General features: G+C 70.5%; 15 protein-coding genes. 10 read left to right on the forward strand and 5 right to left on the reverse strand.

Going from position 1 to position 18,231, the window contains the following annotated elements:
- Positions 1-348: 348 nt before the first annotated feature.
- Entirely contained in the window at positions 349-1,602 is a 1,254-nt protein-coding gene (locus ACZ7HQ_RS20960; protein WP_470991749.1) for a hypothetical protein, read from the reverse strand.
- Between the two features lie 573 nt (positions 1,603-2,175).
- A complete protein-coding gene (locus tag ACZ7HQ_RS20965; RefSeq protein WP_470991753.1) occupies positions 2,176-2,652 on the reverse strand; it encodes a GNAT family N-acetyltransferase in 477 nt (158 codons plus the stop codon).
- Positions 2,653-2,730: 78 nt separating this feature from the next.
- Here ACZ7HQ_RS20965 and ACZ7HQ_RS20970 point away from each other — a divergent pair, with 78 nt between their 5' ends.
- Entirely contained in the window at positions 2,731-3,534 is an 804-nt protein-coding gene (locus tag ACZ7HQ_RS20970) for an exodeoxyribonuclease III (protein ID WP_470991756.1), read from the forward strand.
- Positions 3,535-3,567: 33 nt separating this feature from the next.
- On the opposite strand, the gene ACZ7HQ_RS20975 is transcribed toward ACZ7HQ_RS20970, so the two are convergent.
- Complete coding sequence (locus tag ACZ7HQ_RS20975; RefSeq protein ID WP_470992271.1) at positions 3,568-4,188, reverse strand: MerR family transcriptional regulator; 621 nt, start codon at positions 4,186-4,188, stop codon at positions 3,568-3,570.
- 188 nt (positions 4,189-4,376) lie between these two features.
- Here ACZ7HQ_RS20975 and ACZ7HQ_RS20980 point away from each other — a divergent pair, with 188 nt between their 5' ends.
- The 4 genes from ACZ7HQ_RS20980 to ACZ7HQ_RS20995 all read left to right on the forward strand — a co-directional run bounded on the left by ACZ7HQ_RS20980 (position 4,377) and on the right by ACZ7HQ_RS20995 (position 8,101).
- The gene (locus ACZ7HQ_RS20980; protein WP_470991759.1) at positions 4,377-5,918 is read left to right on the forward strand and encodes a flavin-containing monooxygenase; all 1,542 of its coding nucleotides are present in this window, start codon (positions 4,377-4,379) and stop codon (positions 5,916-5,918) included.
- The gene (locus ACZ7HQ_RS20985; protein WP_470991762.1) at positions 5,915-6,856 is read left to right on the forward strand and encodes an alpha/beta fold hydrolase; all 942 of its coding nucleotides are present in this window, start codon (positions 5,915-5,917) and stop codon (positions 6,854-6,856) included. Before ACZ7HQ_RS20980 ends, ACZ7HQ_RS20985 begins: the two co-directional genes overlap by 4 nt.
- Positions 6,853-7,737 (forward strand): SDR family oxidoreductase, encoded by an 885-nt coding sequence (locus tag ACZ7HQ_RS20990; RefSeq protein WP_470991765.1) that lies wholly within the window; start codon positions 6,853-6,855, stop codon positions 7,735-7,737. The genes ACZ7HQ_RS20985 and ACZ7HQ_RS20990 overlap by 4 nt, the downstream gene beginning before the upstream one ends.
- Before the next feature lie 94 nt (positions 7,738-7,831).
- Positions 7,832-8,101 carry a hypothetical protein gene (locus ACZ7HQ_RS20995; RefSeq protein ID WP_470991768.1) on the forward strand — a complete coding sequence of 90 codons (270 nt, stop codon included), beginning with the start codon at positions 7,832-7,834 and terminating at the stop codon, positions 8,099-8,101.
- A 63-nt stretch (positions 8,102-8,164) separates the two neighbouring features.
- Here ACZ7HQ_RS20995 and ACZ7HQ_RS21000 read toward each other — a convergent pair whose 3' ends face one another.
- Complete coding sequence (locus tag ACZ7HQ_RS21000) at positions 8,165-11,593, reverse strand: S41 family peptidase (protein WP_470991771.1); 3,429 nt, start codon at positions 11,591-11,593, stop codon at positions 8,165-8,167.
- A 153-nt stretch (positions 11,594-11,746) separates the two neighbouring features.
- Between ACZ7HQ_RS21000 and ACZ7HQ_RS21005 the strand changes: the two genes are divergently transcribed.
- From ACZ7HQ_RS21005 to ACZ7HQ_RS21025, 5 genes are all read left to right on the forward strand, one after another.
- Positions 11,747-12,352: a TetR/AcrR family transcriptional regulator gene (locus ACZ7HQ_RS21005; protein WP_470991774.1), complete on the forward strand. Its 606-nt coding sequence runs from the start codon at positions 11,747-11,749 to the stop codon at positions 12,350-12,352.
- Between the two features lie 102 nt (positions 12,353-12,454).
- A complete protein-coding gene (locus ACZ7HQ_RS21010; RefSeq protein WP_470992274.1) occupies positions 12,455-14,659 on the forward strand; it encodes an MMPL family transporter in 2,205 nt (734 codons plus the stop codon).
- A gap of 223 nt (positions 14,660-14,882) precedes the next feature.
- Positions 14,883-15,728, forward strand: a complete 846-nt coding sequence (locus ACZ7HQ_RS21015; protein ID WP_470991777.1) for an EamA family transporter — start codon at positions 14,883-14,885, stop codon at positions 15,726-15,728.
- Between the two features lie 53 nt (positions 15,729-15,781).
- On the forward strand, positions 15,782-16,669 hold the full coding sequence (locus ACZ7HQ_RS21020; RefSeq protein WP_470991780.1) for an NAD(P)-dependent oxidoreductase: 888 nt from the start codon (positions 15,782-15,784) through the stop codon (positions 16,667-16,669).
- Positions 16,670-16,752: 83 nt separating this feature from the next.
- A complete protein-coding gene (locus ACZ7HQ_RS21025) occupies positions 16,753-17,028 on the forward strand; it encodes a DUF1876 domain-containing protein (protein WP_470991783.1) in 276 nt (91 codons plus the stop codon).
- A gap of 22 nt (positions 17,029-17,050) precedes the next feature.
- Here ACZ7HQ_RS21025 and ACZ7HQ_RS21030 read toward each other — a convergent pair whose 3' ends face one another.
- Positions 17,051-18,211, reverse strand: a complete 1,161-nt coding sequence (locus ACZ7HQ_RS21030; protein ID WP_470991786.1) for a serine hydrolase domain-containing protein — start codon at positions 18,209-18,211, stop codon at positions 17,051-17,053.
- Positions 18,212-18,231: the final 20 nt, after the last annotated feature.

Consider the following 18,231-nt stretch of genomic DNA (forward strand, 5'->3'; position numbering starts at 1 on the left):
GCCAGGCCGGCCGGATGGCGGGCGAGGCCATGAGAGGGGAGAACCCCTCTGTGGCTGGGGCGGTCGGCTCCGCGACTTTAGCCAGCCACTTTGGCGCGAGCCTCGAAGATCATGGCCCCAACGTCGTGCCTTAGCGGGCAGGTCCACAGACTGCCCGACGCGCCGGAAGCTTACGGGGCCATGATCACTCGCGCCAAAGCAGCTCCCGGCCAAAGTCGCTACGCCGACCGCGTCGCCCGGTTGCGCCGGTGACGGCTCACCCGTGATCAGTAACCAGCGGGTGAGCCGCAACGGTACCAGCCAGCCTAACCGGATAGCCCGGAAGAGGGTATGCGGGGCACGGAAACGTTATTTAACAGCCCATGCGTCCCTACGGGTGCCATGGACTGGTTGGTTGATGATCGGGCGTGCGCCGGGCTGTGGAATAATCATGACCCGGTCGACATTGTTGTACTGGTGGGTGTCGATGCGCTGTGCGGTGGCGCTGATGGCCTGCCGGTGCGTATGGGTGACGTTGCCGGTGAAAAGGGTCACCTCCGCCTGCGGCAGGGCCACGCCGAGTTGTTGGCTTGTCCAGGGGCAGGAGGGCGTGCCGGCATACATGACCGCAGTGATCAGGCCCTTCTCGTTGATGGCCCAGCCCGGGTTGGTCACACCGCAGTCGTCGTAGCCGGCCAGCGGGTCAGGGGCCACCAACTGGCCGTGTTCGGCAAAGTGGAGGCCGTCCCGGCTGGTGGCGTAACGCAGGCGCCACCATGAGTCCATGCCGGGACCGATCCTGCGATAAGCGGCGATGTACTGCCCGTTGACAAGCTTGATGTCGGCGTCGCCCATGAGGCCGATCAGTCGTACGTAGGTGAAGTGCCTCGGGAAAGCCTCGTAGGAGACAGCCAGGTGCTGCGACCAAACGCTGCCGTTGACCGAGCCGTCGAAGTACATCTCCCACCGCCACCGGTGGTGCCTGTCCTTATAGTGGGAGTTAAAGATCAGCGACGGGCGGCCGCACATGGTGACGCGCGCTCCCCGAATCGTGACCTCGTGGCTACGGTCGGTCAGCTGTGGCCAGTGAACCCCGTCGGGGGAAAGCAGTGTTGAGCAGTTAGCGGTAGTACCTGTCGGTGCGGTGGTCATCGCCATGACCCAGTTACCGTGCTTGAGTCTACCGTTCTTGAGTCTAACGTCCTTGAGTTTTACCACTGAGGGGTCGTTGACGTGTGTGTAAACGCCGTGACCGATAATTGTGCTGATACCAGAGAAACCATGGGTAAGTGTGTCGTCTCTGGTCCTAGACAGGTAGATCTCGTCGTTCTGCTGTCCTGCGGCGCGCCAACCACCGAAGTAGACGTTCCAGACGCCGCCCGCCTTGACGGGGTTGGCCGCATACAGATTCGGCCCCCTGACGACCGGGTTGCCGCGGTAGGGCACAAAGAATGCCTGACGCGGGTCTTTGACTGACCGGCCCAAATGGAAGACGGTGAACGGATCACCAACCTTCTCCTTGAGAGGGATCAGCCTGGATGATGCCATGGCGGGGGCTGCCAATAAGCAGACCACCATCACCCAGAGGGAACTAACCGAGAGTAATCGCCGTTTTAACTTCATGCGATCTCCTAGAACCATGTGGCCAGGGCGCAGTCACGGTCGACGGGCAGCCAACTTTTGAACTTATGAGCTGCACCATTCCCCAGCATCTGTTGACTGTCCGCTCACCGCAACCGCTCAGTACATCACCATAACTGGAGATAAATGTCTTGGCACTTTCAGCGGCTGCACCGTCACCGGCACCGACTGGCTGCCCGAGCTGGAGTGCCGCGATCTGACACACTCCGGGGCCGTCTCCGGACCGTACGAGGGGTGTCAACGACAGGAAAAGCAGTTGTCGACGGCTCTGCCCTGGTTAGGAATGGCGGGTAAGCGCCACTGCAGGTGCTCATCGGCGAACCTATGTTGAGGAACCAGTGAGACAGGCCGCCTGCGGTACAGCACAGAAGTACAGCAACTTCGGGGACCCCAGGCGTCCGGCCGCGCCCGCTAAGAACCCCCGCGACCAGCTAAAAAGACCTCAGCGCCCTACCTGCCCATAGTTCGCATCGAGGGGGCCAGGGGTTCAAATCCCCTCAGGTCCACGCAGCATGAAGCCCCAGTCGGCGAAAGCCGACTGGGGCTTCATCGTGTCTACAGCTCCTTCGCGAAGCAGCGGCTGTCCTCGTGGTGGCGGTAGTAGCCGAACTTGACGCACGGCTCGTAACCGCAGGAGGTGTACAGGGCGATGGCCTCCGGCTGCTTGGTCCCCGTCTCCAGGACCATGCGGAAGCGGCCGGCGGTGCGGGCGTCCTCCTCCAGGGCCGTGAGCATGCGCCGCGCCAGGCCCCGGCCGCGCATGTCCGCGACCACGTACATGCGCTTGAGCTCGGCGTCGCCGTCCTCGTTGCCCTCGTCGTTGCGGTCCCGGCTGCGCCAGCCGCCGGTCGCGACGGGGCGGTCGTGCTCGTCGTACGCGATCAGATACACGCCCCGGGGCGGGTCGAAGTCCGCGGCGGCGAGGACGGTGGCGTCGCCGTCGTCGCCGTAGCGTTCGGCGTATTCGGCCTGAACCTCGTCGTTGAGCTTGACGGCATCGGGGTGGTCGAAACGGACACGGCGTATATGCATGCTGGGCATCGTACTTCTATGCGGGAATCGGACACCGGGCTTTCCGGGCCCCGACCAGTGTGCCGGTATCGTGCCCTGGTGCTGACTGTGACCTCGGTGAACGTGAACGGCCTGCGAGCCGCCGCCAGGAAGGGCTTCGTGGAGTGGCTCGCGCAGACCTCCGCGGACGTCGTCTGCCTGCAGGAGGTGCGCGCCGAGCCGCACCAGCTGCCCGAGGAGGTGCGGCAGCCCGACGGCTGGCACGTCGTGCACGCACCGGCTGCGGCCAAGGGGCGCGCGGGCGTCTCCCTCTACACCCGGCGCGAGCCCGACCGCGTCCGGGTCGGCTTCGGCTCCTCCGAGTTCGACGGCAGCGGACGCTACGTCGAGGCGGACCTGCCGGGCGTCACCGTCGCCTCCCTCTACCTGCCCTCCGGCGAGGTCGGCACCGAGCGGCAGGACGAGAAGTTCCGCTTCACGGGCGAGTTCCTCGCCCACCTCAAGGAGCTGCGCGAGCGGGCCGCCGCCGACGGCCGTGAGGCGGTCGTGTGCGGCGACTGGAACATCGCCCACCGGCAGGCCGACCTCAAGAACTGGCGCGCCAACACCAAGAACTCCGGCTTCCTGCCCGAGGAGCGGCAGTGGCTCGGCCGGGTGTTCGCCGCGGAGGACGGCGGCTACGTCGACGTCGTACGGGCCCTGCACCCGGACGTCGAGGGGCCGTACACCTGGTGGTCGTACCGGGGGCGGGCCTTCGACAACGACTCCGGATGGCGCATCGACTACCACGCCGCCACGCCCGGTCTCGCCGGCAAGGCCGTCAAGGGCTTCGTCGAGCGCGCGGCCACGCACGCCGAGCGCTGGTCGGACCACGCCCCGGTGACCGTCGTCTACGACCTCTGAGGTACCGCAAGGGCCTGTCCGGCGGATCAGGCCCTAGTTCCGTTTGCTGATCCGCCGGTCCAGGGCCAGGGACAGTTCCGCCTCCACCACGCTGCGGGCGAGCGGCCGCAGGCGGTGCAGGTCCTCCTCGGGGGCGTGGCGCAGGATCAGCGTGGTGAAGAGTTCGGCGAGGGCGTCGGCGTGTTCGCGGACGCGGGCTGCGGCCGTGAGGACCTCGCCGAGCGGGATGCCCTCGCGGACCAGCGCGGAGGAGACGTCCAGCAGGCGGCGGCTGATGTGGACGATCTCGTCGCCGTCGGTGCCGAGGTAGCCGAGCTCCATGGCGGCGGCGAGGTTCTCGGGGGTGACCTCGCCCTCGAAGCGGGCGGCGAGTTCCTCGGGGGTGAGGCGGACCGGTTCCTCCTCGCTGGGGGTGCCGACGCCGATCAGGTCGGCGACGTTCCGGCCCTGGTCGAGGGCCTCGGCGAGTTCCGCGATGCCGTTCAGTGTGTGGCCGCGTTCCAGCAGGGCGGCGATGGTGCGCAGACGGGCCAGGTGGTGCTCGTCGTACCAGGCGATGCGGCCCTCGCGGCGGGGTGGTGGGATCAGCTTGCGCTCGCGGTAGAAGCGCAGTGTGCGCACGGTGATGCCGGCCAGACGGGCCAGCTCCTCCATGCGGTACTCGCGCCGTGCCTGCGGCCGTACCCCCGGGTGTTCTGCGTCCTCTGCCACGCCCGAAGCCTATGGTGTACCGCCGGTAACTTCCTTCTCCCGCCCCCTACCGCTCGGTACGGAGCTGCTCTACAGTCCCATTGCGCCAGTGTTCACTGGCAGAGTCGAAGGCGATGCGTGGAGGCTTCGGGATGGCCGAGCACGAGCATGTACGGGTGGCGGTGATCGGGTCCGGGTTCGGCGGGCTCGGGGCCGCCGTGCGGCTGCGCCGCGAAGGAATCACCGACTTCGTCGTCCTGGAGCGGGCGGACAGCGTCGGCGGCACCTGGCGGGACAACAGCTACCCCGGGTGCGCCTGTGACGTGCCCTCGCACCTCTACTCCTTCTCCTTCGCCCCCAACCCCGACTGGCCGCGCACCTTCTCCGGTCAGCGGCACATCCGCGCCTACCTGGAGCACGTCACCGACCTGTTCGGGCTGCGCCCGCACATCCGCTTCGACTCCGAAGTGAAGATGATGGTCTGGGACGCCGAGAACCTGTGGTGGCAGATCGAGACCGTGCGCGGCACGCTCACCGCCGACGTCGTCGTCTCCGCCACCGGGCCGCTGTCCGACCCGAAGATCCCCGAGATCCCGGGCCTCGAGTCCTTCCCGGGCAAGGTGTTCCACTCGGCCCGCTGGGACCACGACTACGACCTGCGGGGCAAGCGCGTCGCCATGGTCGGCACCGGCGCCTCCGCCATCCAGATCGTGCCGTCCATCCAGCCGCAGGTCGGCCGGCTCACCCTCTTCCAGCGCACCCCGCCGTGGGTCATGCCCCGCGTCGACCGCGCCATCAGCGGAGCCGAGCGCCTGCTGCACCGGTCGGTGCCCTTCACCACCCGGCTCCGGCGCGGCCTGCTGTGGGGCATCCGGGAACTGCAGGTCCAGGCGTTCACCAAGCACCCCGACGAACTCGGACTCATCGAGCAGCTCGCCAGGCGCAACATGGCCCGCGCCATCAAGGACCCGGCCCTGCGCGCCAGACTCACCCCCGACTACCGCATCGGCTGCAAGCGGATCCTGCTGTCCAGCGCGTACTACCCCGCGCTGGCCAAGCCGAACGTGGACGTGGTCGCCAGCGGGCTCAGCGAGATCCGCGGGTCGACCGTGGTCGCGGCGGACGGCACCGAGGCAGAGGTCGACGCGATCGTGTTCGGTACGGGCTTCCACGTCACGGACCTGCCGATCGCCGAGCGGGTGATCGGGGCCGAGGGCATCACGCTCGCCGAATCCTGGAAGAACGGCATGCAGGCGCTGCGGGGCGCCACCGCAGCAGGGTTCCCGAACTGGATGACGATCATCGGGCCCAACACCGGCCTCGGTAACTCCTCCATGATCCTCATGATCGAGTCCCAGCTGAACTACATGGCCGACTACCTGCGGCAACTGGACGTCCTCGGCGGCTGTACGGCCCTCGACGCCCGGCCCGCGGCCGTCGAGCACTGGAACCGCACGGTCCAGGAGCGCATGAAGCGCACGGTGTGGAACACCGGCGGCTGCACCAGCTGGTACCTGGACGCGAGCGGCCGTAACACCACCATCTGGCCCGGTACGACGTCCGAGTTCCGGCGTGCGACCCGGCGGGTGGAGCTGGGGGAGTACGAGGTCATCCGGAAGCCCGGCGGCCAACCGGCCGGTGCGGCCGGGCAGAAGACGGCGGCCGCCGCTCAGCGGAGCGAGGGCGCCGCATGAGCCGGCCCGCCTCCGTGACCTCCGGACCGTACGCCCCGCCCATCCCCTCCCGTGAACTCACCGTCGTCTCCGCCGACGGCGCACGGCTGCACGTCGAGGTCCACGGGCCCAAGGACGCGCCCCCCGTCGTCCTCTCCCACGGCTGGACCTGCTCGACCGCCTTCTGGGCGGCGCAGATACGGGACCTGGCGGCCGATCACCGGGTGATCGCGTACGACCAGCGGGGGCACGGCCGCAGTCCCGCGAGCCCCGCGTGCACCACCCAGGCGCTTGCGGACGATCTGGAAGCGGTGCTTGGGCAGACGCTGGCGCGCGGGGAGAAAGCGCTGGTCGTCGGCCACTCCATGGGCGGGATGACGGTCATGGCCGCGGCCACGCGCCCCCGCTTCCGTGAACACGCCGCCGCGGTCCTGCTGTGCAGCACCGGCAGCTCGCGGCTGGTCGCTCAGGCACGCGTGGTGCCGCTCGGCGAGGGGCGGGTGCGCACCTGGCTCACCGGGCGCGTACTCGGTTCGCGCGCCCCGCTCGGGCCGGTCACGCCGGTTGCGAAGAGCATCCTCAAGTACGCCACCATGGGCGCCGGTTCCGCCCCGCACATGGTGGAGGCGTGCGCGCAGATCGTGCACGCCTGCCCGCGCGCCGTGCGCCACGCGTGGGCCGCCGTACTCGAGGCGCTCGATCTCGACCACGGCGTACGGGAGTTGCACGCGCCCACCGCGATCCTGCACGGCGCGTCCGACCGCCTCACGCCCCCCGTGCACGCCCGCGCGCTGGTCGCCGCGCTGCCGCAGTGCGTCGGCCTCACCGAGCTGACCGGCGTCGGCCACATGACCCCCATCGAGGCCCCCGACCTCGTGACCGGCAGGATCCGGGAACTCGTCACCACGTACGTCACCACCGAGAAGGCCACAGGCGCACAGATCAAGGAGGGCGCATGAGCAGGGTCAGCCTCGAAGGGCAGGTCGCGGTCGTCACCGGAGCGGCGCGCGGGGTCGGTGAGCTGCTGGCGCGCAAGCTCTCCGCGCGCGGCGCGAAGGTCGCGCTGGTCGGACTGGAGGAGGAGGCGCTCAAGGACGTCTCCTCACGCCTGCACAGCGACAGCGCCCACTGGTACGCCGACGTCACCGACCACGAGACGATGAGCCGGGTCGCGCAGGAGGTGAAGGCGCGGTTCGGGAAGGTCGACATCGTGGTGGCCAACGCCGGTGTGGCGACGGGCGGTCCGTTCATCGACTCCGATCCGCAGGCGTGGCGCCGGGTGATCGAGGTGAACCTGATCGGTTCGGCGGTGACCGCGCGGGCGTTCCTGCCGGTCCTGGTGGAGAGCCGGGGCTATCTGCTGCAGATCGCCTCGCTCGCCGCGATCACCCCGGCGCCGATGATGACGGCGTACTGCGCGTCCAAATCGGGTGTGGAGGCGTACGCGCACAGTCTGCGCGCCGAGGTCGGCCATCAGGGCGTGCGCGTCGGCGTCGGGTACCTGTCCTGGACCGACACCGACATGGTGCGCGGTGCCGACCAGGACGACGTCATGCGGGAGCTTCGGCAGCGGCTGCCGTGGCCGTCCAACAAGACCTACCCGCTGGGACCGGCGGTGGACCGGCTGGTCGCGGGGATCGAGCGGCGCTCGGCGCATGTGTACGGGCAATGGTGGCTGCGAGGCATGCAGGGTGTGCGCGGGTATCTTCCGGCGCTCATCGGGACGGTCGGGCAGCGCGAGATGAAACGCTTCGCGCCGCGCCTGCAGGGGATGCGCTCGGGGCTCGTAGGCGCAGGTGGTGCGGCGGACGAAGCGGCTCGTGCTACGCACCGTGACTGATCCACGTGCGTACCGTGGTCGGCCGTGTGAATCTGGGTGAGGCCCCACTGAGGGGCCGATTCCCCCACCTCACCCACTACGGGAGTGAACCCACATGGGTATGAAGGACAAGGCCAACGAGTGGCAGGAACAGGGCAAGCAGAAGCTCGGTGAGGGCCGTGAGCGGGCCGGCCAGCGTGGCCAGCAGCAGCAGCCCCAGCGTGGCCAGCAGCCCCAGCGTGGTCAGCAGCAGTCGCAGCGTGGCCAGCAGCAGTCCCAGCGTGGTCAGCAGCAGCAGCCGCAGCGCGGTCGCGAGAACATGCGCGACATCGAGGACACGGAAGCGGAGATGGAAGACCGCTTCGACCGGGACTACGACGCGTAGTCGCTGCGCTCGGCCTTGGCCGGTTCGGCGTGGGGCACCCTCCCTCCCGGGAGGGTGCCCTTGCTACGACGCGGGGCGGGGCGGGAGTTTGGGGCGGGTCCGGTCGGGGGTGTCGGTGTAGTCGGGCGGGATCGCCGCCGGGTTGGACTCCAGGAGCTCCAGCGCGAGCTGTACCGCGTCGTCCATCTGGGCGTGGCGGCCCTCCGCCCAGTCCAGGGGGGTGCGCATGATCTCCAGGTCGGGCGTGACGCCGTGGTTCTCCACGGACCAGCCGTAGGCGTCGAACCAGGCCGCGTTCATCGGCACCGTGATGACCGTGCCGTCGCCCAGGCGGTGGCGGCCGGTCATGCCGACCACGCCGCCCCAGGTGCGCTGGCCGACCACCGGGCCGAGCTTCAGCAGCTTGAAGGCGGCCGTGATCATGTCGCCGTCCGACGACGTCGCCTCGTCGCACAGGGCCACGACCGGGCCCCTCGGCGCGTTCGACATGTACGACACCGGTTGCGCGTCCCTCGTCAGGTCCCAGCCCAGGATCGTCCGGGTCAGCTTCTCGATGACGAGTTCGCTGATGTGGCCGCCCGCGTTGCCGCGCACGTCCACGATCAGGGCCGGCCGGGACACCTCCATGCGCAGGTCGCGGTTGAACTGGGCCCAGCCGGAGCCGCCCATGTCGGGGATGTGCAGGTAGCCGCACTTGCCGCCGCTCAACTCCCGTACGACGGCGCGCCGTTTGGCGACCCAGTCCTGGTAGCGCAGCGGCCGTTCGTCGACGAGCGGGACGACGGCGACCCGCCGGGAACGGCCCGGCTCCCCTTCCGCCGAGGGTTCCGCCGGGGTGAACGTCAGCTCCACGGTCGTACCGCCGGAGCCGGCGAGCAGCGGATAGGGACCGGTCACGGGATCGACCGGGCGGCCGTCGACGTGGGTGAGGACGGCGCCCTCGCGGATGCCCGTGCCGGCCAGCGGTGAGCGGGCCTTGGAGTCGGAGGAGTCGCCGGGCAGGATGCGCTTGACCAGCCAGTGTCCGTTCCGCTGTACGAAGTTGGCGCCGAGGAGTCCCTGCCATCGCTGGTAGTGGGGCGGGCCCTCGTTGCGGCGGGCGGCGGTGACGTAGGCGTGCGAGGTGCCCAGTTCGCCGAGGACCTCCCTCAGCAGATCGGCGAACTCGTCGGGGGAAGCGACCCGTTCGACGAGGGGACGGTACTGGTCGAGCACCGCGTCCCAGTCGATGCCGCTCATGCCCGGGTCCCAGAAGTAGCTGCGGATGAGCCGTCCCGCCTCGTCGTAGGCCTGGCGCCACTCGGCGGGCGGGTCGGCGACGTGGAGGATGCGGCGCAGGTCGATCCAGACGGTCGTGTCGCTGTCGCCCATCTCGGTGGAGGGGACCGCGCGCAGGTCGCCCTCGTCGACGACGACCAGGCGGGTGCCGTCGCCGCTGACCGCGAACCAGTCCAGGTGGTCGACCAGTTCGGACTTCTTCGCCTTGGTGAGGTTGAAGTACTCCAGAGTCGGACGGCCGCTGATGTCGGACGGGTTGACGAAGGTCTCGCCGAGCGCGCCGGAGATCGGCCAGCGCAGCCAGACCAGACCGCCGCCCGCGACGGGGGACAGCCCCGAGTACTTGGAGGCGATCACGGGGAACGGGGTGACCCGGTTGGCCAGGCCCTCCACCTCCACGGTCACCGTGCCGCCCTCGCCCGTCTCCTCGTCCTCGACCGGGTCGAGCCCGCCCGCCGCCGGCCGGCCCTCCGGGTTCAGGGCGAAGGGGGAGGGGGTCGCCGAGTTCAGCGGGACCAGGTACGGGCGGCAGCCGAGCGGGAAGGAGAGGTCGCCGGTGTGGACGTCGTAGACCGGGTCGAAGCCGCGCCAGGAGAGGAAGGCGAGATAGCGGCCGTCGCGGGTGAAGACGGGGTTCTCGTCCTCGAAGCGGCCGTTGGTGACGTCCACGATCAGCCGGTCCTTGATGCGGGCCAGCTTGATCTGGCGCAGGGAACGGCCGATGCCGGGGTGGGACCAGGTGATCCAGGCGCCGTCCGGGGAGAAGGCGAGGTCGCGGACGGGGCCGTTGACGGAACGGATCAGCTCGGTCACGGGTTCGCCGACACCGGCGGCACCGGAGTCACCGGCGGCACCGGAATCATCGACAGCACCGGAATCATCGGCGGCACCGGAATCATCGGCGGTATCGGCGGCACCCCCGGCACCGGCCGCACCGGATCCACCGGAGTCACCGGAACCAGCAGAACCCTCACCGAAATCAGCGGACACCTGCGTCCCCTCCGGCTCCGCCACATCGATCAGCAGCAACCGCCCGTCGTGCGACGCGATCGCCAGCCGTTCCCCCTCCGGATCGGAGACCATCTCCAGGACGCGGCCCAGTGCGCCGGTGGCCACCCGGCGCGTCGCGCGGTCGCCGGTCGCGCGGGGGAGTTGGGCGATCTCGACGGCGTCCTCGCCTTCGGCGTCCGTCACGTACGCCACCTGCCCCGTCGTGCCCAGCATCTCCGGCAGCCGTACCCGAACCCCGGACGAGTCGGTGATCGTACGGGCGGGGCCGTCGCGGTGGGTGAGCCAGTACAGGCTGCCGCGGACGACGACGGCGCTGGCCCGGCCGGTGTCGTCCACGGAGATGCCGTCGACGTTCTGCGCGGCCGGCACCGGGTAGCGGCGGCGCCCGGTGGCCGGTCCGGCGAGGCGGATGTCCAGCCGGCGCGGTACGGCGTCCGGGGCGAAGTCGTCCACCAGCCACAGGTCGCCGGCGCACTGGTAGACCACCCGGCTGCCGTCGCTGGAGGCGTGCCGGGCGTAGAAGGCGTCGTGGTCGGTGTGGCGGCGCAGGTCGGTGCCGTCGTAGGCGCAGGAGTAGAGGTTGCCGACGCCCTCGTGGTCGGAGAGGAAGGCGATCCGGCCGGCGACGAACATGGGGCAGGCCAGATGGCCGCCGATGTCGGGCACGAGCTGCTCCCCGTGCAGCCACAGGCGCCCCATCGCGCCGCCGCGATAGCGCTTCCAGGAGGCCGGCTCGTGCGGTGGGGTGCCGGTGAGCAGCAGGGTCTTGTGCTGTCCGTCGATGTCGGCGACCTGGATGTCGGAGACCGGCCCCCAGGGCAGCTTGCGGCCGGGGTCGCCGTCGGTGGTCACCTTGTAGGCACACGTGAAGTAGGAGAAGGGCTCGCCGTGGGAGGCGACGGCCAGGATGTCGCCCTCCGGGGTCCAGCCGCAGACCTGGGTGTCGGCGCTGCCCCAGTACGTCAGCTGCCGTGCGGGGCCGCCGTCGACGTCGACGAGGTGGATCTCGGGCACGAGGCTGCGCCAGCTCGTGTAGGCGATGCGGCGGCCGTCGGGCGAGAACCGGGGGTGGCCCTCCTTCGTACGGTCCACCGTGAGCCGCCAGGCCCGGCCCGGGGCGTCGAGGGGGGACAGCCACAGGTCGTCCTCGGCCACGAAGCAGAGCAGGTCGCCGCTGAGGTGGGGGAAGCGCAGATAGCTCACCTCCCCATGCTTTTCCGCCCGCGGGGGTGCAGCAACTTATGCGCCCTTGACGTTCGTGATCCAAGGCACGTACGAAACGGTTTCGTTTCGCTCACTCGGGGGGTATCTTCATGGTGTACGCGCAGGAGGCTCCGGAGCGGGAAGGTGAGTGGCATGACTGAGGTCGTCGCAACGGCGCGGCGTAGTCGGATCACGCCCGAACGCGAGGCCGAGTTGTACGAGGCCGTGCTCGACCTGCTCCGGGAGGTCGGCTACGACGCCCTCACCATGGACGCCGTCGCCGCCCGCACCCGCTCCAGCAAGGCCACGCTCTACCGCCAGTGGGGCGGCAAGGCCGAGCTGGTGGCCAAGGCGGTGCGGCACAACAAGCCCGGCGGCTCCGCCGACCGGGTCGACACCGGATCGCTCAGGGGTGATCTGCACGCCCTCACCCTGCGCTCGGACGACTGCCAGATGGAGCAGAACTCCGCGCTGATGCGCGGTCTGGCCATGGCCGTCCACGGCAACCCGGACCTCCTGAAGGCCTTCAAGGACCATCTCATCGAGCCGGAGCTGGCGGAGTTCCGTCGCGTGCTTCAGCGGGCGGTCGACCGGGGCGAGATCCGTGCGGACAACCCGGCGATCAATTACGTGATGCACATGATGATCGGCGGGTTCGCCGCCCGCTCGCTCATCGACGAACAGCCGCCGACGCAGGCCTTCCTCCTGTCGTACATCGACGCCGTGGTCCTCCCCGCCCTCGGCGTCACCCCCAGCTGAACCCCCTCCCCAGCAAGCCCACCACCTGACGTCACCGCTCACGTCGTCGGGCTGATCACCCTTGCCCTGATGAACCCACGACCTGACCGGGAGTACGCCTCCGTGGCCACGTTCCTCTACAAACTCGGCCGGCTCGCCTTCAGGCGACGGCACTTCGTCGCCCTCATATGGGTCGCGCTGCTCACCCTCGCCGGAGTGGGCGCCGCCTCGGCGCCGGCCGCCGGCAACACGTCTTTCTCCATCCCGGGCACCGAGGCCCAGAAGGCCTTCGACCTGCTGGAACAGCGCTTCCCCGGCATGAGCGCCGACGGCGCCACCGCGCGGGTCGTCTTCAAGGCGCCCAGCGGCGAGAAGATGACCGACCACCTCAACAAGGCGACCGTCGAGAAGACGGTGAAGGAGCTGAAGAGCGGCTCCGAGGTGGTCTCCGTCGCCGACCCCTACACCGGACACGCCGTCAGCAGGAACGGCACGATCGCCTACGCCTCGGTGAAGTACAAGGTCTCCGGCATGGAGCTGAAGGACTCCTCCAAGGACGCCCTGAAGGCGGCCGCGCGGCACGCGCGGGACGCCGGGCTGACCGTCGAGATCGGCGGTGACGCGCTCAGCGCCACCCCGGAGACCGGCTCCAGCGAGGTCATCGGCATCGCGATCGCCGCCGTCGTCCTCGTCATCACCTTCGGCTCGCTGCTCGCGGCGGGCTTCCCGCTGCTCACCGCGATCATCGGCGTCGGCATCGGCGTCTCGACGATCACCGCGCTCGCCAGCGCCCTCGACCTGGGCACCACCACCTCCACCCTGGCGTCCATGATCGGCCTGGCCGTCGGCATCGACTACGCCCTCTTCATCGTCTCCCGCTACCGCGCCGAGCTGGCCGAGGGCCGCGAGCGCGAGGAGGCGGCCGGACGGGCCGTCGGCACGGCGGGCTCGGCGGTGGTCTTCGCCGGTCTCACCGTCGTCATCGCCCTGGTCGGCCTGTCGGTCGTCAACATCCCGATGCTGACCAAGATGGGCATCGCGGCGGCGGGCACGGTCGCCATCGCCGTCCTCATCGCGCTCACGATGATCCCGGCGCTGCTCGGCTACGCGGGCCGCAAGGTCAAGCCGGCGGGCGAGAAGAGCAAGCTGCTCGGCGGCGGCCGTACGCCGAAGAAGCCGGGCCGGCCCAACATGGGCACCCGCTGGGCGAGCTTCGTCGTACGGCGCCCGGTCGCCGTCCTGCTGCTCGGCGTGCTCGGCCTCGGCGCGGCGGCGATCCCGGCCGCCTCCCTGGAACTGGGCCTGCCCGACGACGGCTCCCAGCCGACCGCCACCACCCAGCGCCGCGCCTACGACCTCCTCTCCGAGGGCTTCGGCCCCGGCTTCAACGGCCCGCTGATGGTCGTGGTCGACGCCAAGGACAGCGCCCACCCCAAGAAGGCGTTCACCGAGGTAGGCGACGAGATCAAGGGCCTGAAGGACGTCGTCACGGTCACCCCGGCCGTGGCCAACAAGGCCGGTGACACGGCGACGATCACCGTCGTACCCGGGTCCAAGCCGTCCTCCAAGACGACCGAGGACCTGGTGCACGCCATCCGGGACAAGGGTGCGGGCATCGCCGAGAAGACCGGCTCCAGGCTGCTGGTCACCGGCTCCACGGCGGTGAACATCGACGTCTCGCAGAAGCTGAACGACGCGCTGCTGCCCTACCTGGCGCTGGTGGTCGGCCTCGCGTTCCTGCTCCTGATCGTGGTGTTCCGCTCGGTCCTCGTCCCGCTGAAGGCGGCCCTCGGCTTCCTGCTCAGCGTGCTCGCGGCCCTCGGCGCGGTCGTCGCCGTCTTCCAGTGGGGCTGGCTGTCGGGCCTGATGAACGTCGAGCAGACCGGCCCGGTCATGTCGATGATGCCGATCTTCATGGTGGGCGTCGTCTTCGGCCTCGCGATGGACTACGAGGTCTTCCTCGTGACCCGGATGCGGGAGGCGTTCGTCCACGGGGAGAAGCCCAGCCAGGCCGTGGTGACCGGCTTCAAGCACGGCGCGCGGGTCGTCACGGCCGCCGCCGTCATCATGATCGCCGTCTTCTCCGGCTTCATGGGCTCCACCGAGGCGATGGTCAAGATGATCGGCTTCGGCCTCGCGATCGCCGTCTTCTTCGACGCGTTCATCGTCCGCATGGCCATCGTCCCGGCGGTCCTCGCGCTGCTCGGCAGGCGGGCCTGGTGGCTGCCCAGGTGGCTCGACCGCGCGCTGCCCAACGTCGACGTCGAGGGCGAGGGACTGCGCAAGCAGGCCGACCCCGACGAGGAGAGGGAGCTGGTACGCGCCTGACGTACCGCTCCTGACGCAGAGCGGCCGGTGAGGGTGCCCCTGGGGACGGGGCCGCACCCTCACCGGCTTCCTGCTGCTCACGGCTGCCGACGCCGCCGGGCAAAACCCCGTGAGCGCGGCGACGGCGATGCCGTAGCGTGCCCGGCATGACGACGACAGCCGCCACTGGCGCCGACGAGTCCGCAGCCCACCCCCCACGCGTGGACGTGCGCGAGCAGACCGCGTGACGCCGCTCGTCGCAGCCGCCGTCCTGCTCGCCGCGGTGACCCACGCCTGCTGGAACGCCATCGCGCACCGCATCACCGACAAGCTGGTCGGATTCACCCTGATCTCCGGCGGCGGGGTGCTGATCGGCCTCGCGATCGCGCCGTTCGTGGGCTTCCCGGCCGGGCCCGCCTGGCCGTACCTGCTGGTCTCGGCGGTCGTGCACATCGTCTACTACGCCCTGCTCATGACGTCGTTCCGGCTCGGTGACTTCGGGCAGGCGTATCCCATCGCGCGTGGCAGCGCCCCGCTCGTGGTCACCGTGCTGGCCGCCCTCTTCGCGCACGAGGTGCCCGGGAACTGGGCACTGGCCGGGATCGCCGTGTCCTGCGTGGGACTCATGGGCGTCAGCCTGTGGGGGCTGCGCGGAAGCCGACCCGACTGGGCGGCGATCGGCGCGGCCTTCGCGACCGGACTGACGATCGCGGTGTACACGGTGATCGACGGCCTGGGTGTACTGGCCGCGCACGCGCCGCTCGGGTACATCGCCTGGCTCATGGCCATCCAGGGAGTGGTCGTCCCGGGCTACCTGTACGCACGCGAGCGGGCCGGCACCGTCCGCCTGCTCCGGCCGTACGCGGCCCTCGGCCTCCTCGGCGCGGTCCTGTCCGTCGCCGCGTACGCCCTGGTGCTGTGGGCCCAGACCCGCGCCGAACTCGCGCCGATCGCCGCCCTGCGCGAGTCCTCGATCATCGTCGGGGCCGCGATCGGCGCGCTGTTGTTCAAGGAGAGTTTCGGGGCACCCAGAATCGCGGCCGCCGGGCTGCTGGTGGTGGGCATCGGGTTGATGATGCACGTGGGGTAGGTATCCCGGTTGCGGGGGCACGGGGCAGCGACAGGGACGACAGGGAGCCGTCAATGACCGACAAACCGACCGTCAGCGTTCTGGGTACCGGCATCATGGGGGCCGCGATGGCCCGGAACCTGTGCCGTGCGGGGCTCGACGTGCGCGCGTGGAACCGTACGCGCGAGAAGGCCGAGCCGCTCGCCGCCGACGGCGCACGGATCACCGGCACGCCCGCCGAGGCCGTCGAGGGCGCCGACGTCGTCCTGACGATGCTGTACGACGGCAACACCGTCCTCGACGTCATGCGCGAGGCCGCACCGGCACTGCGACCCGGCACGGTGTGGGCGCAGTGCACCACCGCCGGGATCGAGCTGATCACCGACCTGGCCGCCTTCGCCCGCGAGCACGGACTCGTCTTCTACGACGCTCCCGTCCTCGGCACCCGCCGGCCCGCCGAGGCCGGTCAGCTGACCGTGCTGGCCGCCGGGCCCGAGGAGGGGCGGGAGACGGTCGCGCCCGTGTTCGAGGCGGTCGGCGCGAAGACCACGTGGACCGGGACCGACGGCGGCGCCGGCAGCGCCAGCCGGCTGAAGCTGGTCGCCAACAGCTGGGTGCTCGCGGCCACCGCGGCGACCGGTGAGGTGCTCGCCCTCTCCCAGGCCCTCGGCGTGGATCCGCAGGGCTTCTTCGAGCTCATCGAGGGCGGCCCGCTCGACATGGGCTACCTGCGGGCCAAGGCCGCGCTGGTGCTCGACGGCAAGCTGTCCCCGGCGTCGTTCGCGGTGGCCACCGCCGAGAAGGACGCCCGCCTCATCGTCCAGGCCGGCGAGCGCGCCGGCGTACGGCTGGACCTCGCCGCCGCGACCGCGGACCGGCTCGCCCGTGCCGCCGCCCAGGGGCACGCGGACGAGGACATGGCCGCCGCGTACTTCGCGAGCTTCGAGGACCGGGCCGAGTAGGGCGGACGTCGACATGACGGGCCGGGGTGCCGGGGCGCACCCTGGAAGAAGCGTTCTGCAGCGGTTCTTCGGAGGTGGTCGTCATGATGCACACCGCTGTCGGCTGGCACGTCGAGCTGGAGTTCATGGAGGATGATCAGCAAACGCGCGCGGCGGCCCTGGTGCGCCTGCCCGACGGCACCGAGGTGCGCGCGCACGGCCACGCCACCCGGCACCGCGTCGACTCCAACCAGCCCAGGGTCGGCGAGGAGATCGCCGGCGCGCGTGCCCTCAACGAACTGGCCATGCAACTGCTGACCAAGGCCCACGACGAGATCGACGCGGAGTCCGGACGGACCTCGCACACGATCAACGTGTGACGTCACGGCACTGCGCGAGCGGCTACGCGAGCGCCGTGCGTACCGCCCGTACCAGCGCCTGCGCCCGCGGGTCCGCCGTCACGCTCTTCCTGAAGCCGTTGGTGACATAGCCGAAGGCGATGCCGGTCTCCGGGTCGGCGAAAGCCAGGGCGCCGCCCCGGCCGGGGTGGCCGAAGGAGCCGGGGGAGAGCAGCGGGGACGCCGCGCCGTGCAGCATGTGGCCGAGGCCGAACCGGGTGCCGACCACCAGGACCCGGTCCGGCCCCGCGGACTGCTCGGTGCGGGCCAGTTCCCTGGTCTCGGGGGTGAACAGCCGCGTGCCGCCGTCCACCTCGCCGATGAGCGAGGCGTAGAAGCGGGCGAGCCCGTCGGCGGTGGCGATGCCGTTGGAGGCGGGCAGGGCGGCCGCGCGGTAGGCGGGATCGTTCTCGTCGGGCAGCGGGGTGATCGCGGCGAACGCGCGCCGGGTCAGCGACTCGGGGTCGGCGTAGGCCTCGGCCACCGCGCGCTTGGGCCTGGTCTTCAGGCCGCCCGCGGCCTCGGGTGCCTCCACGGGGCCGACGCGGCCCACGCGCGCGTGCTCCGATTCCGGCAGGCCCAGCCACAGGTCCGCGCCGACGGGGCCGGCGATCTCGTCCGCGGTCCACGCGCCGACCGGGCGGCCGGTGATCCGCCGGATCAGTTCGCCGGTGAGCCAGCTGTAGGTCTGGGCGTGGTAGCCGTGGTCCGTGCCCGGCTCCCACGCCGGTGCCTGCGCGGCGACGGCCGCGGCGCCCAGGTCGGGGTCGGTGGCCTCGGCGGGGGTCAGCGGGCGGTCCAGCACGGGCACGCCCGCGCGGTGGGCGAGCAGGTGCCGGACGAGGGTGTGCTCCTTGCCGGCCGCCTTGTACTCGGGCCAGTAGGCGCCGACCGGGGCGTCCAGGTCGAGCTCGCCGCGCTGGTGCAGGAGCAGGAGGGCGGCGGCGGCGACCCCCTTGGTCGCCGAGCGCACGATCTGCGCGGTGCCGGGCTCCCAGGGTGCCGTGCCGTCCACGTCCCTGGTGCCGGCCCACAGGTCGACGACCTTGTGCCCGTCCCGGTACACGGCGACGGCCGCGCCGCGCTCCCCGAGCAGCGTGAAGTTCGCTGCGAACGCCTCCTTGACCGGCTCGAAGCCCTCGGCCACTGCGCCGTTCACGTCCACGCCCGCTGTCCTTTCGATCA

The sequence above is a fragment of the Streptomyces sp. NPDC037290 genome (genome assembly GCF_055603245.1).

Bases quoted from the DNA above. Each gene is read 5' to 3' on its own strand.
- ACZ7HQ_RS20995 (WP_470991768.1), top strand. From the start codon at position 7,832: ATGGGTATGAAGGACAAGGCCAACGAGTGGCAGGAACAGGGCAAGCAG.
- ACZ7HQ_RS20965 (WP_470991753.1), bottom strand. From the start codon at position 2,652: ATGCATATACGCCGTGTCCGTTTCGACCACCCCGATGCCGTCAAGCTC.
- ACZ7HQ_RS20975 (WP_470992271.1), bottom strand. From the start codon at position 4,188: ATGGAGGAGCTGGCCCGTCTGGCCGGCATCACCGTGCGCACACTGCGC.
- ACZ7HQ_RS21005 (WP_470991774.1), top strand. From the start codon at position 11,747: ATGACTGAGGTCGTCGCAACGGCGCGGCGTAGTCGGATCACGCCCGAA.
- ACZ7HQ_RS21020 (WP_470991780.1), top strand. From the start codon at position 15,782: ATGACCGACAAACCGACCGTCAGCGTTCTGGGTACCGGCATCATGGGG.
- ACZ7HQ_RS20990 (WP_470991765.1), top strand. From the start codon at position 6,853: ATGAGCAGGGTCAGCCTCGAAGGGCAGGTCGCGGTCGTCACCGGAGCG.
- ACZ7HQ_RS20980 (WP_470991759.1), top strand. From the start codon at position 4,377: ATGGCCGAGCACGAGCATGTACGGGTGGCGGTGATCGGGTCCGGGTTC.
- ACZ7HQ_RS21025 (WP_470991783.1), top strand. From the start codon at position 16,753: ATGATGCACACCGCTGTCGGCTGGCACGTCGAGCTGGAGTTCATGGAG.
- ACZ7HQ_RS20985 (WP_470991762.1), top strand. From the start codon at position 5,915: ATGAGCCGGCCCGCCTCCGTGACCTCCGGACCGTACGCCCCGCCCATC.
- ACZ7HQ_RS20960 (WP_470991749.1), bottom strand. From the start codon at position 1,602: ATGAAGTTAAAACGGCGATTACTCTCGGTTAGTTCCCTCTGGGTGATG.